The sequence below is a fragment of the Novosphingobium sp. genome (assembly GCF_020852455.1).
Lineage (GTDB): Bacteria > Pseudomonadota > Alphaproteobacteria > Sphingomonadales > Sphingomonadaceae > Novosphingobium.
Window position 1 is genome coordinate 90,375 of the sequence record NZ_JADZAT010000024.1, and the last position, 14,257, is coordinate 104,631.

12 protein-coding genes are annotated in these 14,257 nt (G+C 66.5%); 8 read left to right on the forward strand and 4 right to left on the reverse strand.

The genetic code is table 11. The annotated features are described in order from the left end of the window. Positions 1-64 precede the first annotated feature (64 nt). From zwf to IT549_RS10860, 6 genes are all read left to right on the forward strand, one after another. Complete coding sequence (gene zwf, locus IT549_RS10835; protein WP_292973017.1) at positions 65-1,504, forward strand: glucose-6-phosphate dehydrogenase; 1,440 nt, start codon at positions 65-67, stop codon at positions 1,502-1,504. Further along, a complete protein-coding gene (edd, locus tag IT549_RS10840; protein ID WP_292973019.1) occupies positions 1,497-3,311 on the forward strand; it encodes a phosphogluconate dehydratase in 1,815 nt (604 codons plus the stop codon). Before zwf ends, edd begins: the two co-directional genes overlap by 8 nt. After that, entirely contained in the window at positions 3,308-4,282 is a 975-nt protein-coding gene (locus tag IT549_RS10845) for a glucokinase (protein WP_292973021.1), read from the forward strand. The genes edd and IT549_RS10845 overlap by 4 nt, the downstream gene beginning before the upstream one ends. Next, entirely contained in the window at positions 4,279-4,893 is a 615-nt protein-coding gene (eda, locus tag IT549_RS10850) for a bifunctional 4-hydroxy-2-oxoglutarate aldolase/2-dehydro-3-deoxy-phosphogluconate aldolase (RefSeq protein ID WP_292973023.1), read from the forward strand. The genes IT549_RS10845 and eda overlap by 4 nt, the downstream gene beginning before the upstream one ends. A gap of 133 nt (positions 4,894-5,026) precedes the next feature. After that, positions 5,027-7,798, forward strand: coding sequence for a phosphoenolpyruvate carboxylase (locus tag IT549_RS10855; protein WP_292973025.1), 2,772 nt, complete (start codon positions 5,027-5,029; stop codon positions 7,796-7,798). 127 nt (positions 7,799-7,925) lie between these two features. Next, complete coding sequence (locus IT549_RS10860) at positions 7,926-8,576, forward strand: L,D-transpeptidase family protein (protein WP_292973027.1); 651 nt, start codon at positions 7,926-7,928, stop codon at positions 8,574-8,576. A 43-nt stretch (positions 8,577-8,619) separates the two neighbouring features. On the opposite strand, the gene IT549_RS10865 is transcribed toward IT549_RS10860, so the two are convergent. Beyond that, complete coding sequence (locus IT549_RS10865) at positions 8,620-9,402, reverse strand: SDR family oxidoreductase (RefSeq protein WP_292973029.1); 783 nt, start codon at positions 9,400-9,402, stop codon at positions 8,620-8,622. A gap of 77 nt (positions 9,403-9,479) precedes the next feature. Here IT549_RS10865 and IT549_RS10870 point away from each other — a divergent pair, with 77 nt between their 5' ends. Further along, a complete protein-coding gene (locus IT549_RS10870; protein ID WP_292973031.1) occupies positions 9,480-10,523 on the forward strand; it encodes an NAD(P)-dependent alcohol dehydrogenase in 1,044 nt (347 codons plus the stop codon). Next, positions 10,520-11,170 carry a DsbA family protein gene (locus tag IT549_RS10875; protein ID WP_292973033.1) on the forward strand — a complete coding sequence of 217 codons (651 nt, stop codon included), beginning with the start codon at positions 10,520-10,522 and terminating at the stop codon, positions 11,168-11,170. Before IT549_RS10870 ends, IT549_RS10875 begins: the two co-directional genes overlap by 4 nt. Here the strand turns inward: IT549_RS10875 and tilS are convergent. The 3 genes from tilS to IT549_RS10890 all read right to left on the reverse strand — a co-directional run bounded on the left by tilS (position 11,167) and on the right by IT549_RS10890 (position 14,194). Beyond that, a complete protein-coding gene (gene tilS, locus IT549_RS10880; protein WP_292973035.1) occupies positions 11,167-12,111 on the reverse strand; it encodes a tRNA lysidine(34) synthetase TilS in 945 nt (314 codons plus the stop codon). The genes IT549_RS10875 and tilS overlap by 4 nt on opposite strands. A 4-nt stretch (positions 12,112-12,115) precedes the next feature. After that, the gene (locus tag IT549_RS10885) at positions 12,116-13,075 is read right to left on the reverse strand and encodes a hypothetical protein (protein WP_292973037.1); all 960 of its coding nucleotides are present in this window, start codon (positions 13,073-13,075) and stop codon (positions 12,116-12,118) included. A gap of 141 nt (positions 13,076-13,216) precedes the next feature. Then, positions 13,217-14,194: a helix-turn-helix domain-containing protein gene (locus IT549_RS10890; RefSeq protein WP_292973039.1), complete on the reverse strand. Its 978-nt coding sequence runs from the start codon at positions 14,192-14,194 to the stop codon at positions 13,217-13,219. Positions 14,195-14,257 lie beyond the last annotated feature (63 nt).

The window sequence follows — 14,257 nt, forward strand, 5'->3', positions numbered from 1 at the left end:
CCCGGCTGCTAGTCCTGCCTGGCCCGGATCGAGAGGAAATCCGAAGCGTAGGAGTATTGCGCGGATGAGCTTTACCGCAGACCGGCTGTTGCTGTTCGGCGCCACGGGCGACCTGGCCCAGCGGATGCTGCTGCCATCGCTGTGCGCCTTGCACGACGATCAACTGATCGCGCCCGACCTGCGGATCGTGGGCACCGCGCGCAGCGAATACGACGATGACAGCTATCGCACCTTCGCCCGCGAGGCGCTGGAGAAATACCTGCCCGATTTCCGCAAGGGGGCGATCGACGGCTTTCTGCAGCGCCTGTCCTATCAGGTGCTCGACGCCACCCGGCCCGAAGACTTCGTCAGCCTGTCGGACGAGATCGGCACGATCGAGCGCGGCATGGCGATCTTCCTGTCAACCGCACCCAGCCTGTTCGAACCGACCATTGCCGGCCTGCGCCACGCCGGGCTGACCGGGGACAAGGTCCGGATCGGCCTGGAAAAGCCGCTGGGCACCTGCCTTGAATCGAGCCGCGAGATCAACGACGCGGTGGCCAGCGCCTTTCCGGAAGACCGGATCTTCCGGATCGACCACTATCTGGGCAAGGAAACCGTCCAGAACCTGCTGGCACTGCGCTTTGCCAACATCATGTTCGAACCGCTGTGGAACGCGGCGCATATCGATCATGTCCAGATCACCATCGCCGAAACTGTCGGGCTGGAAAGCCGCGCGGGATATTATGACGGTGCCGGGGCGCTGCGCGACATGGTCCAGAACCACATGTTGCAGCTGCTCGCGCTGGTGGCGATGGAGCCGCCGGCCAATTACGATGCCACCGCGATCCGCGATGAAAAGGTCAAGGTGCTGCGCGCGCTGCGGCTGATCGAAACCAGCGAGGCGGTGACTGGCCAGTACCGCAAGGGTGCGATCGATGGCCAGCCGGTACCGGGCTATGATGACGAGCTGGGCCGCGACAGCGACACCGAAACCTTCGTCGCGATCAAGGCCCACCTCGATAACTGGCGCTGGAAAGGCGTGCCGTTCTACCTGCGCACCGGCAAGCGCCTGCCCGAACGCAAGACCGAGATCGTGGTCAACTTCAAACGCGTGCCGCATTCGATCTTCGCCTCGCGCGGGGCGCTGACCCAGCCCAACGCGCTGGTGATCGGGATCCAGCCCGAAGAAAACGTCCGGCTGCAACTGATGGCCAAGGTGCCCGGGCTTGACCGCGAGGGGATCCGGCTGCGCTCGGTCCCGCTCAACATCACCATGCCCGATGCCTTTGCCGGTCCGAAAAAGCGGATCGCCTATGAACGGCTGCTGCTCGACCTGATCGAGGGCGACCAGACGCTGTTCGTCCGCCGCGACGAGGTGGAGGCGCAGTGGGACTGGATCGACGCGATCCGTGCCAGCTGGGCCCAGCACGGCGTCACGCCCAGGACTTATACCGCTGGCAGCTGGGGGCCATCGGCCGCGATTGCCCTGGCCGAACGCGACGGGGTGACCTGGCATGAGTAAGCTGCATCCCGTTCTGGAGCGCGTGACCCAGCGGATCATCGACAAGTCGAAAGACAGCCGCGGTCGCTATCTGGAACTGATCGAGCGCGAGGCCGAACGCTTTCCTAATCGCAATGCACTGTCTTGCAGCAACCTGGCCCACGGGTTTGCCGCCGCGCTGGATGACAAGGCCGCGATCAAGAGCGGTCGCGGTCCCAACCTGGCGATCGTCACCGCCTACAACGACATGCTGTCGGCGCATCAGCCCTATGGCCGCTATCCCGAAGCGATGAAGCTCTATGCCCGCGAAGTGGGAGCCACCGCGCAGGTTGCGGGCGGGGTTCCGGCGATGTGCGACGGGGTGACGCAGGGGCAGGACGGCATGGAACTGTCGCTGTTCAGCCGCGATGTGATTGCCATGTCCACCGCGATTGCGATGAGCCATGCGATGTTCGATGGCATGGCCTTGCTGGGGATCTGCGACAAGATCGTCCCCGGGCTGGTGATCGGCGCGCTGCGCTTTGGTCACCTGCCGGCGGTGTTCGTGCCGTCCGGGCCGATGCCGTCGGGCCTGGCCAACAAGGACAAGCAGAAGGTCCGCCAGCTTTATGCCGAAGGCAAGGCCAGCCGCGCCGACCTGCTGGAAAGCGAAAGCGCCAGCTATCACAGCCCGGGCACCTGCACCTTCTATGGCACCGCCAATTCCAACCAGATGATGATGGAAATGATGGGGCTGCACGTGCCGGGGGCGGCCTTCGTTCCGCCGGGCACGCCGCTGCGCTCGGCCCTGACCCGCCAGGCCGTGCACCGCCTGGCCGAACTGGGCCGCGAAGGAGCGGACTTTCGCCCGATGGGCCGCCTGGTCGATGAAAAGGCAGTGGTCAACGCGGTGGTCGGCCTGCTGGCCACCGGCGGTTCGACCAACCATGCAATCCACCTGCCAGCCATGGCGCGGGCGGCGGGGATCCGGCTTGACTGGCAGGACATCGACGAGCTGTCAGCCGTGGTCCCGCTGATCGCGCGGGTCTATCCCAACGGCGCGGCCGATGTGAACCACTTCCACGCCGCTGGCGGGATGGGCTTCGTGGTGCGCGAACTGCTCGACGCCGGGCTGGCACATGATGACCTGCTGACCGTCGCCGCAGGCGGGATGCGCGCCTATGCGCAGGAACCGGTGCTTGATGGTGAGACGCTCGCCTGGCGGCCGGTCCCGCTGGAAAGCGGCGATCCCGCGATCCTGGCCCCGGTAGCCACGCCGTTCCAGGGCGATGGCGGGATGCGGCTGGTGCAGGGCAACCTGGGCCGCGGCACGTTCAAGACCAGCGCGGTCGAAGCCGAACGCTGGACGATCGAGGCGCCGTGCCGGGTCTTTTCCAGCCAGGAAGCGGTGCAGGCCGCCTTCAAGGCGGGTGAGCTTGATCGCGATTGTATCGTGGTGGTCCGCTTCCAGGGTCCGCGCGCCAACGGCATGCCCGAACTGCACAAGCTGACCCCGCCGCTGGGCGTGCTGCAGGACCGGGGCTTCAAGGTCGCGCTGGTCACCGACGGGCGGATGAGCGGCGCGAGCGGCAAGGTCCCGGCCGCGATCCACGTCACCCCCGAAGCGCTGGGCGGCGGCCCGCTGGCGCTGCTGCGCGATGGTGATGTGATCCGGCTGTGCGGCCATTCGGGCAGCCTTGAAGTGCTGGCCGACCTGGCCGGGCGTGAGCCAGCCGCAGCGCCAACCGCGCCGATGGGGATGGGCCGCGAGCTGTTTGCGATGATGCGCCACTACGCCGACAGCGCCGAACAGGGCGGATCGGCAATGCTGGCAGAGGGAGCGCTATGACCGAGATTGTCACTGTCGATATCGGCGGCACGCATGCCCGCTTTGCACTGGCCCGGATCGCTGCCGATGGCAGCATCGAACTGGACGAACCGGCAACGCTGCACACCAGCGATCACGCCAGTTTCCAGACCGCCTGGGAAGACTTCGCACGAATGCAGGGCGGCAAGCTGCCCGGCGCAGTAGCGATTGCCATTGCCGGGCCGGTGGGCGGTGAAGTGATCCGCTTCACCAACAACCCCTGGGTGATCCGCCCGGCGCTGATCCCGGAAAAGCTGGGCGCTGACCGCTATTCCGTAATCAACGATTTCGGTGCGGTCGGGCATGCCGTGGCTTGCGCCGATGACAGCCATTTCATCCACCTGGCCGGGCCCGACCAGCCGCTGCCGGCCAGCGGGACGATCTCGATCGTCGGGCCGGGCACCGGGCTGGGCGTGGCGCATATCTGGCGCAGCGGACTGGGTGACTACCGCGTCCAGGCGACCGAAGGCGGCCATGTCGATTTCGCCCCGGTGGACAGCATCGAGGACGCGATCCTGGCACGGCTGCGCCAGCGCTATCGCCGGGTCTCGGTCGAACGCGTGGTTTCGGGCCCGGGGCTGGTCGATATCCATGAAGCGCTGGCCGCGATGGAAGGTCGTGCGATCCAGCCGGTCGATGACCGTACGCTGTGGGGGCTTGGCACTTCGGGCGAAGACAGCCTGGCCGCTGCTGCGGTTGACCGGTTCTGCCTTTCGCTCGGCTCGTTCGCGGGTGACGCCGCACTGGCCCAGGGCGCGTCGGGCGTGGTGATCGCCGGCGGACTGGGCCTGCGGATCAAGGATACTTTGCTGCGGTCAGGCTTTGCCACCCGGTTCACCGCCAAGGGCCGCTTTGCCGAACTGATGGGCGCACTGCCGGTCAAGCTGATCACCCATCCCCAGCCCGGCCTGTTTGGCGCCGCGGCCGCCTTTGCCAAGGAGCACCTTTCGTGAGCCCTATCGAAACGATCATGCGCACGGCCCCGGTGATCCCGGTCTTGGTGATCGATGAAGTCCGCTATGCCGCGGCGATTGCCGAAGCCCTGGTCAAGGGCGGGCTAAGGGTGCTCGAAGTGACGCTGCGCACCGCCGATGCGCTCGATGTGATCCGCGAGATGAAGCAGGTCCCCGGCGCGATTGTCGGAGCGGGAACGGTGCTCAACGAACATGCGCTGGAAGACGCGCTCGAGGCCGGCAGCGAATTCATCGTCTCGCCGGGCCTGACCGAGAGTCTCGCAAAGGCCGCGCTGTCGGCCAAGGCGCCCTACCTTCCCGGCATCGCCACCTCGTCCGACGTGATGCGCGGGCTGGATCTGGGGATCGACCGGTTCAAGTTCTTCCCGGCCGAAGCCAATGGCGGGATCCCGGCGCTGAAAGCAATCGCCGCGCCGTTCGGCATGGCCCGGTTCTGCCCGACCGGCGGAATCACCCAGACCAGTGCGCCAGACTGGCTGGCGCTCGATCCGGTGCTGTGCTGCGGCGGATCGTGGCTGGTGCCCAAGGGTGTGCCCGATCTGGCAGCCATCGAAGCCGCCGCCCGCGCTGCGGCAATGCTGGCAAAATAGCATTGCCGCCCCCCTCCACCGTTCGTGCTGAGCTTGTCGAAGCACCGTCCTGTTCTTCTGCAATGCGGCAAAGAAAGTACGGCCCTTCGACAAGCTCAGGGCGAACGGAATTGGGGTTTGAGATGGAACTGCCATGATCTTGCTGACCGAACTCGATGCCCGGCTTGAAGCGCTCCACGCGCGCACCGTGGAAACTCCGCTGTTCAACCCGGTGTTCCAGCTTAGTCTGGAACTTTCGCGGCGGATCGAAAGCGGTGCGCTGCCGCTGGCCGAAGTCGCTGAACTGGTGGCCGAACTGGAATGCGAAGGGCTGCAGGCGCGCGCCGCAAAGCTCAACCAGCTGCTCGCCCCGCTCGATCCGGCCCAGAACCTTGCCCGACTGGCCGCCCCAGACGAGACGGAGGATTTCGCGACCTTTGCCGCGCGCTGGCGCCATCCGCTGCTCCATGTGGTGTTCACCGCGCATCCCACCTTCCTGCTCAGCCACCGCCAGAGCGAGGCTGTTGCCCGCTCCGCCAGCGCCGGCAAGATCGACGCACAAAGCGCCTGCGTTGCCCCGCATGACCGCGATGCGATCACGCTGGATAGCGAGCATGCCGATGCCATGGCGGCGTTGGCCCGGGCTCAGACCGCGCGCGACGCGATGGTCCGCCAGCTGCTGGGCCAGGCGCGCGCACGCTGGCCCGACCAGTGGCGCCAGCTTGCCCCCATGCCGCTACGCTTCGCCAGTTGGGTGGGGTACGACATGGACGGGCGCACCGATATCTCGTGGGCAACCTCGCTGCGCTACCGCCTGGCGGAGAAGGCCGAACGGCTGAGCTCCTATGCCGCATTGCTGAGCGCGGTTGCGCCGCAGCTGGCCGCCCGGCTGGAGCGCGCGCAGGCCTATGCCGCGGCCATGTCGGCACGGTTCGGGCAGGATCTTTCAGCTCCCGCCGCGCTGTCCGAAGTCGCCAATGCGCTGACTGCCGACCATCCAGACAAGCTGACCAGCCTTTCGGCCGTGATCTCCGAACTGGAACACGAAGCCGCCCAGGCCGGCGATACCGAAGCTGAAACCTTGCTGACCGTCGCCGCAGCGATGCGCGCGGATGGCCTTGGCATGGGCTGGATCCATTTCCGGGTGAACAGCTCGCAGCTCCAGAATGCGATCCGCCGCCGGATCGATCCGGCTGGCAAACTGGATCTCGCCAGCCAGGCTGCGCTGGTACGGATGCGCGAATTGCTGGCCGAGGCCAAGCCGCTGCGCAGCAACTTCGCCGCGCTGGCGATCGAGAATTCGACTGCGGTGCGCCAGTTCCTGGCCATGGCGCAGATCCTCCACCACGTCGATGCCGATGCGCCGATCCGGATGCTGGTGGCCGAATGCGAACAGCCGACCACCGTCCTGGCCGCGCTCTATTTCGCCAAGCTGTTCGGGATTGCCGACAAGGTCGATGTCTCGCCGCTGTTTGAAACCGAAAGCGCGCTGGAGCACGGCGGGCGGTTCCTCGACGCGCTGCTCGCCGAGGAAGCCTATCGCGACTATGCCAAGGTGCGCGGGCGGGTTTCGGTGCAAACCGGGTTTTCCGATGCCGGGCGCTTCGTCGGGCAGATCCCGGCGGCGCTGGCGATCGAGCGGCTGCAAGGACGGCTGAGCGAGGCGATGGCCGCCAATGGCCTGACCCATGTTGCGGCGCTGGTGTTCAACACCCACGGCGAAAGCATGGGGCGCGGTGCGCACCCCTCCAGCTTTGCCGACCGGGTCGAATGGCCGCTGTCGCCATGGGCGCGGCGGCGGTTCGTGCGCGCGGGGATCCGACTGGAACCCGAGGTCAGCTTTCAGGGCGGTGATGGCTACCTGTTTTTCGGTACGCCTGAACTGGCGCTCGCCACCCTCACCCGCTTTGCCGAGGCGCGCCCGGCCGAGGCCGATCCCAATGCGCCGACCGACCCATTCTATCGCCGCACCGACCTCAGCCTCGATTTCTACCGCGCGATCCGCCGCTTTCAGGCCGCGCAGCTGACCAGCCGGACCTATCCGCGTGCGGTCACCGCATTCGGGCTCGGCCTGCTCAACGACACCGGCAGCCGCAAGAGCCGCCGCCAGAGCGACCTCGCCGCCGACCGCGAAATGAGCCTGCGCCAGATCCGCGCAATCCCGCACAATGCGGTGCTGCAGCAGCTGGGCTATCCGGTGAACGTGATCGCCGGGTTCGGCACCGCGGCGGAAGGCAATTACGAGGCGCTGGCCGAGCTGCTGCGCGACAGCGACCGGGGCCGCCAGCTGGTCCGCCTGGTTCGCGCCGCCAATGCGCTGGCCAGCATCAAGACCGTTGCCGCCTTTGGCGAGCTGTTCAATTCGGCCTATTGGGCCAGCCGTCCCTATCGCGGGGATGAGCAGCAGGTGTCCGATGCCTGCCTGGCGCTGGCCGAATACCTCACCACCGACGATCGCACCGGGGTATTCCGCCGGATGGCCTCGCGGCTGCGGGTCGATGCGCTTAAGCTGCACCGGCTGCTGGACCTAATCCCCGACGAGGCGCCGCTTGAAGGGCGCGAGCATACCCGGCGCATGCTGGGCGTGCTGCAGGCGCTGCGGCTGGCGCTGTTCCAGCACATGTTCCTGAAAGCCGTCTCGGTCCCGGCCTTCAGCCGCGCCAACGACATCGCCCGCGAGGACGTGCTGGAGATGGTCTTCACCCTGCGGATCGAGGAAGCGCTGGCCCAGCTGCGCCGGGCCTTCCCGGTCAGCTTCCCGGGGCTGGGCGATTTCACCGTCAGCGAGCCCAGCGATTATCCCGATGAAGCGGCGGTCGGTTATGAGGCAATCCACCGCGATTTCATCGACCCGATCGAGGCAGCGCAGGCGCTCTCGCTCAGGATCACCACGACGATCGCCAACCTGTTCGGCGCGCACGGCTGATCTCGCCGAATTAACCTTTCTGCGCTAGGCAGTCCCAAGCCGGAACGCGCCGTGTGCACGGCTGGCAAGTGCCATGCCGACCTGCCATGGCAGAATGAATTGCAATTCGCGTCAGAGAGTTACGTCGATGAAGTTCAATCCGATCCATGCCGTTGGCGGGCTTTTCGTGGCGGCGGTCGTCGCCACCGGCGCGCTGCTGCTGCAGGCACCCGATGGCGGTATGGGCCAGTTGCTGCCGGGCCCCGATCCCGAACTGTCCGGCAAGCCGCAAGCGGCGCAACCCCAGCCCAGCGCCACCCCGGCTCCGCCCAAGGACGAGCGATTCGTGATCAAGCGGATCCTGCCGATTACCGGCCCGATCAAGTATGGCGAATGGCACTGGGACGACAAGAATGTGCCCGATGGCCCGATCGTGATCACGGTGGATCTGGATGCGCGGGTGCTGTCAGTGTTCAAAGGCGGCTATGAAATCGGCGCCACGGCAGTCCTGCTGGGCACCAGCGAAAAGCCCACCCCGCTGGGCGAATTCCCGATCAAGTGGAAGAAGGCCGATCACTATTCGTCGATCTATGACGGTGCGCCGATGCCTTTCACCCAGAACCTAACCGCAGACGGGGTCGCGATTCACGGCACCAAGGTGGAAAGGGGTTACGCCAGCCATGGCTGCATCGGGGTGCCCAATGACTTTGGCCAGAAGCTGTTCGGGGTGACCAAGACGGGTGACAAGGTGATCATCACCAAGGGCAAGACCGCCAAGCAGGGCGATAGCCTGATCTGATTGCGGGTGGGTGCGGGAAGACCGCAAGGCCTTCCCGGGCCACTCAGCGCGGCGCCATCCGGATCGCACCGTCGAGGCGGATGCACTGCCCGTTGAAATAGCTGTTGCGCACCAGTTCCAGCGCCAGGCTGCCAAACTCCTCGGGCTTGCCCAGCCGCTTGGGGAACGGCACCGAAGCGGCCAGGCTTTCCAGCACCTGCGGCTTGGCCCCCAGCATCAGCGGAGTGGCGAAGATCCCCGGCATGATCGAATTGACCCGGATGCCGATGTCAGACAGGTCGCGCGCCATCGGCAAGACCAGTCCGTTGACCCCGGCCTTGGCCGAACCATAGATGATCTGGCCGATCTGGCCGTCCTGCGCGGCGACCGAAGCGGTCAGCGTGATGCAGCCGCGTTCGCCATCCTCCAGCGGTTCGAGCGAGGCCATGCCCTCGGCCGCAATCGAGGCGATGCGGTAGCTGGCGACCAGGATGCCCTGCACACCGTATTCATAGTCCTCGGTCGGGGTGCGGCGCAGCTTGCCGGCTTCCTTGTCAAAGGCCAGCGTCTTGCCGCGCCGACTGGTCATCGCGCAGTGGACGCAGACGCGTTCCTGCCCGTGTGCGGCGCGGGCCTTGGCAAAGCCGGCCAGCACCGATTCCTCGCTGGTGATATCGACCTTGCAGAACAGCCCGCCGATCGCCCTGGCGACTTCCTCGCCCTTTTCTTCCTGGATGTCGAAGATCGCCACCTTGATCCCGGCTGCTGCCAAGGCCTCGGCCGTGGCCCGGCCCAGTCCCGATGCGCCGCCGGTCACCACCGCTGCTGTCGATGAATCAATCCGCATTTGACTCTCCTGTTAATCGAGCGATTAATGGCTGGATCGAAGCGGCACCGCAAGCCGCAATTGCCGGGAGTATCACGATGACCGCCACTCCAGCCTATGGTGCAACCGCGCCCGATTCAGGCGTCAATCCGCTGACCATCGAACGCCGCGAACTGCGCGGTGAGGACGTCGCGATCGACATTGCCTTCTGCGGCGTCTGCCATTCGGACCTTCACGCGGCGCGTAACGATTGGGGGCGTACCAATTACCCCTTCGTGCCCGGGCACGAAATTGTCGGCACGGTGAGCGCGGTCGGTTCGGGCGTTACCCGTTTCAAGGTGGGCGACCGGGTGGCGGTGGGCACCACGATCGATTCGTGCCGCAAGTGCGATGCCTGCGCGGATGGCGAGGAAAACTATTGCCGCGAGGGATCGACCGGCACCTACAACGGCAAGGACCGGATCGACGGCAGCCCGACCTTTGGCGGCTATTCCAAGGCGATCGTGGTGGCCGAACCCTTCGTGCTGCGCGTGCCTGACGGGCTGGACATGGCCGCAGCAGCGCCGCTCCTTTGTGCGGGGATCACCACTTACAGCCCCTTGAAGAACTGGAACGTCGGACCCGGCACCAGGGTCGGTGTGATCGGGCTGGGCGGGCTGGGTCACATGGGGGTCAAGTTCGCCAAGGCGCTGGGCGCGGAAGTGACCATGATCACCACTTCGCCTGAAAAGGGCGCCGGTGCGGTGCGGCTGGGGGCCGATCATGTGCTGGTTTCCACCGACAAGGCAGCGATGCGCGCGGCATCGCGCAGCTTCGATTTCCTGCTCGATACCGTGCCGGTGAAGCACGATGTCACGCCCTATCTGTTCCTGCTCGACCGCAAGGGCACCCTGTGCATCGTCGGCATGATCGAGCTGATGGAGCCGTTCCATTCGGGCCTGCTGCTGCAAGGGCAAAAGGCGGTTTCGGGATCGGGCGTGGGCGGGATTGCCCAGACCCAGGAGATGCTCGATCTCTGCGCCGCCAAGGGGATCGGCGCCGAGATCGAGGTAATCCCGATGGACCAGATCAACCACGCTTTCGAGCGGATGGAACAGGCTGACGTGCGCTATCGCTTCGTCATCGACATGGAGACTCTATGACCCACACCGTCGATCTCTATTGGTCGTTCCGCAGTCCCTATTCGTACATCGTCACGCCCAAGCTGCTTGAGCTGGAGCGCGACTGGGACGCGAAAGTGAACGTCAAGCCGGTGCTGCCGATCGCGGTACGCCAGCCCGAATTCTTCGCCAATTCGGACCCCCTGTGGTTCAGCTACCTGATGCGCGACTGCGCGCGCAGCGCCGAATTCGCCGGGCTGACGCTGCGCTGGCCGCGGCCCGATCCGGTGGTGATGGATTTTGCGACGCGGACCTATCCCAAGGAGCAGCCCTACATCCACCGGCTGACCCGGCTGGGCCAGCTCGCCGCCGGACGCGGGCACGGGCTGGCGCTGCTGCGCGCGGTCAGCCACCTGATTTGGTCGGGCGAGGTCGAAGGCTGGCACGAAGGTGATCACCTAGCCAGGGCGCTTGACGCGATCGGGCTCGACCTGGCGGAAATGGATGCAGTGCAGCAGGCAGAGGCCGACCGGCTTAACGCCGCGATCCAGCAGAACGAGGCCGACCAACGCGCCGGGGGGCACTATGGCGTGCCGCTGATGGTCTATGACGGCGAGCCGTTCTTTGGCCAGGACCGCTATGACCAGCTGGTCTGGCGGATGCAGCAAAAGGGGATGGGGGCGCGCTAACCGCGCCGCTGGGGTGCTTTCGTGAAGGTCCACCCGTCGGGCCCGGCGCGGGCCGCCAGCTTACCGATCGAGGCGGGCTGGCGGGCCAGCAGGCTGTCGAACAGCCGCGCCGCCGCGCCGCCGCGCGGCTCTTCCCCGTCGAGTTCGCGGACAATCCGGGCGATCACCCGCAAGGCCACGGCGCGCGGGGCCTGCGGGCGATAGATCAGCCCCATCGGCGCTTGGCTGACACATTCCTGCCATTCGCGGGCTGCTGCCCAATCGAGCGCCACATCGGCATCGGCCAGGTTGGCGGCGCTAGCGGCCAACGCGGGTACGTCGAGCCATTCCGCTCCAGCAATCGCCTTGCGAATCCGCGCCCGATCAAAGCGATCATCGATGTTGGACGGGTCCTGAACCGGTTCAATCCCGGCCGCAGCAACAACGCCAGCCAATTCGGACCGCCGCCAGCCGAGCAGCGGGCGCAGCAGGGGCAGCCGGGTTCCCGCCACCAGCCCGCGCGCGCGCACCCCGGCCAGTCCCGCCACTCCGCTGGCCCGGCCCAGCCGCAGCAGCAGCGTTTCGGCCTGGTCGTCGGCATGGTGTGCGGTCAGCAGCGCGGCGATCCTATCGCGCTCCATCCAGTCGGCCAGCGCGGCGTAACGGGCCGCGCGCGCCCGCGATTGCAGGTTACCTGCACCGACTTTGACCTTGAGTGTCGCATGCGGCACGCCAAGCTGACGGCATAGCCGGGCGACCATGGCTGCCTCGGCGGCAGCTTCGGGTCGCAGCCCGTGATCGACCGTAGCGGCGGCGATCCGTCCGGGGAAAGCGACCTGCGCCAACAGCAGCAGGGCCAGACTGTCCGGCCCGCCCGATACCGCCAGGCCGATCCGCCCCTCGCCCGGCCACAGCCGGGCCAGCTCGGCGGCGAAGCGCGCAGTCAGTTCAGGATCGGGCAACCTATCAATTGCACTTCAATCCACTGCGGGTGAGATCGTACTGGGTCTTGAGTCGCCCGGCGGCTTCCTTGGAGAAATCACCGGCAAACTGCTTCAGCGCCACACAGCCGCGCTTGGTATCATCAAGCTGGCGCATCGCTTCGGCCAGATACAGCAGGCTGTCAGGCGCGCGATCACCCTTGGGTTCGGTCTTGTAGTTCTGCAGGAACCAGCCCGCCGCCTCATGCGCGTTCTTGTCATCCAGATAGGACCGGCCCAGCAGGTTGCGGGCATAGCTGGTGCGCGCATGCTTGGGATACTTTTGCAGGAACAGCTTCAGCTGCTGCTGGGCTTCGGGATAGAACTTCGCTTCCCACAGACGGAAACCATACGAATATTCATCATCGCCCGGATCGTCGGTCTTGGGCTTTTCGATTGCGCGGACTGCCGCCAGCCGCTTGGCGCTGGGATCGGCTGCGACCGCCGGCTTGGTTGGCGTGGGCTTGGTCGCGACCGGAGCCGGGGCCGGCTTGGGTGCGGGGGCGGCCGTGCCGGTCATCGCCGCCGTGTTGGCAGTGGTAGTGCCCGGCAGCGCATCGACGCCATCGGCCTTGCCTTCGATCTTGGCGCCTTCAAGCGCCGCAAGCCGCGTCTCAAGCTTTTCGATCCGGTGCTGGCCTTCCTCGATCTGCGCGGTCAGCCGGGCGACCTGGCCTTCAAGCGCGTCCATCCGGGCGAGCAAATCGGCGGTTGGCGCGCTGGCCGGGCTGCCGGGGGCGACAGTCCCGCCTTGGCCGGGCTGCATCTGCGGGAAAAAGCGTCCGTCACCGCCGGGGAAGACCACCCGCTGCAGCGCCGATACTTCAGCCTCAAGCTTGCGCAGCCGGCCGTCGGCATCGCCGCCGCTTTGCGCCAGGGCCGGCGAGGCAATAGCCACAGCCAGCACCAGGGCCAGTGAGCGCTTGTTCCAGGTAAGCTTGTTCATCGTCTTCTTTGTCCATCCAGATGGTGGCCGGATCATGCCCGGGGCGGTCCGAACCGGCCATTAACCAGAGCGGCTATCTATCCTCTGCCAGTTCGACCTGTCGAGCAGGCAGCCGCAGCTATCCGCAGGCTAGGTTGCGCGCTAGGTCGCGCTGGGGGCCGGAACCGGCGCTGCTGGTGCGGGCGCCGGGACAGACGGAGCGCTGCTGGCCGCGGCGCTGGGCACAGTTTCCGCCTGGGGAGCCGAGGAACGCTGGGTGCGGCGACGTTCGGGCTGGCGGGCTGCCGGAGCAGCGGCCGCGCTGGCGCTGGGCTGCGGTGTCGGCAAAGCCTGCGCCGTGCCCCGTGCCAGCAGTGCTGCCGCGCTGACCGGGACACTGGCCACGGTCTTCTGTTCTTCAGCAATCTTGGTCACGGCCTGGCCGCCGATGGTGATCCCCAGGGCATTGGGCTTGGCGGTGCGCAGGAATACTTCGCCCTTGTCGGTCGGCACGGTGAAGCTTTCGTTCTGCGCCAGTTCCTTCTGGAACAGCTGGTTGCCCGCGGCATCGGTGAACTTGACCCAGACCGCCGGTTCAAGCGCGGTGAAAACCACCGGGCCAGACGGCACCGGAGCTGGCTGGGCCGCCGGGGCAGCGCTCATTGTGGGGCTGGGTTCATCAGCCGGCAGGATCGAAGGCAGACTGCCGCCTGGGGCGAATACCCCCGGCAGGAAGGTGATTCCGGCTACCACCGCCGCAAGCAGCAGCGCGGCTGCAATCCAGGCCAGCCGAACGCTGGGCACCCGGCCCGGATCGCCGGGTTCGAACGTCTGGATCGTGCGGCGCGGTTCGGCCGGTGCCTGCTCGGCCAGTTCGGCGCGGACGGCGGCGGCGATCTCGGCATCGTTGAGGCCAACCGCCTTGGCATAGGTTCGCGAAAAGCCGATCGCATAGGTGCGACCGGACAGCGCGGAATAGTCGCCCGTTTCAAGCGCAGTGAGCTGGCGGACGCTGATCCGGGTTTCTGCAGCAAGCTGGGGCAGGCTCAGCCCAGCCTCCTCGCGCGCGCGGCGCAACCGTGATCCTACGCTTTCCAGCGGCAGTTCAGCCTCTGCCGCCGCTTCTTCCTGTTCAACCATGCCGACCCCGAAACCGCGTTATTCTTGCAACCTTGCCGGTTGGCGCCGGAACATCCCGGTTTG

What these genes read in the sequence shown, in the direction of transcription:
- zwf (WP_292973017.1), top strand. Translation starts at nt 65, where the DNA reads ATGAGCTTTACCGCAGACCGGCTGTTGCTGTTCGGCGCCACGGGCGAC.
- edd (WP_292973019.1), top strand. Translation starts at nt 1,497, where the DNA reads ATGAGTAAGCTGCATCCCGTTCTGGAGCGCGTGACCCAGCGGATCATC.
- IT549_RS10845 (WP_292973021.1), top strand. Translation starts at nt 3,308, where the DNA reads ATGACCGAGATTGTCACTGTCGATATCGGCGGCACGCATGCCCGCTTT.
- IT549_RS10855 (WP_292973025.1), top strand. Translation starts at nt 5,027, where the DNA reads ATGATCTTGCTGACCGAACTCGATGCCCGGCTTGAAGCGCTCCACGCG.
- IT549_RS10860 (WP_292973027.1), top strand. Translation starts at nt 7,926, where the DNA reads ATGAAGTTCAATCCGATCCATGCCGTTGGCGGGCTTTTCGTGGCGGCG.
- IT549_RS10865 (WP_292973029.1), bottom strand. Translation starts at nt 9,402, where the DNA reads ATGCGGATTGATTCATCGACAGCAGCGGTGGTGACCGGCGGCGCATCG.
- IT549_RS10870 (WP_292973031.1), top strand. Translation starts at nt 9,480, where the DNA reads ATGACCGCCACTCCAGCCTATGGTGCAACCGCGCCCGATTCAGGCGTC.
- IT549_RS10875 (WP_292973033.1), top strand. Translation starts at nt 10,520, where the DNA reads ATGACCCACACCGTCGATCTCTATTGGTCGTTCCGCAGTCCCTATTCG.
- IT549_RS10885 (WP_292973037.1), bottom strand. Translation starts at nt 13,075, where the DNA reads ATGAACAAGCTTACCTGGAACAAGCGCTCACTGGCCCTGGTGCTGGCT.
- IT549_RS10890 (WP_292973039.1), bottom strand. Translation starts at nt 14,194, where the DNA reads ATGGTTGAACAGGAAGAAGCGGCGGCAGAGGCTGAACTGCCGCTGGAA.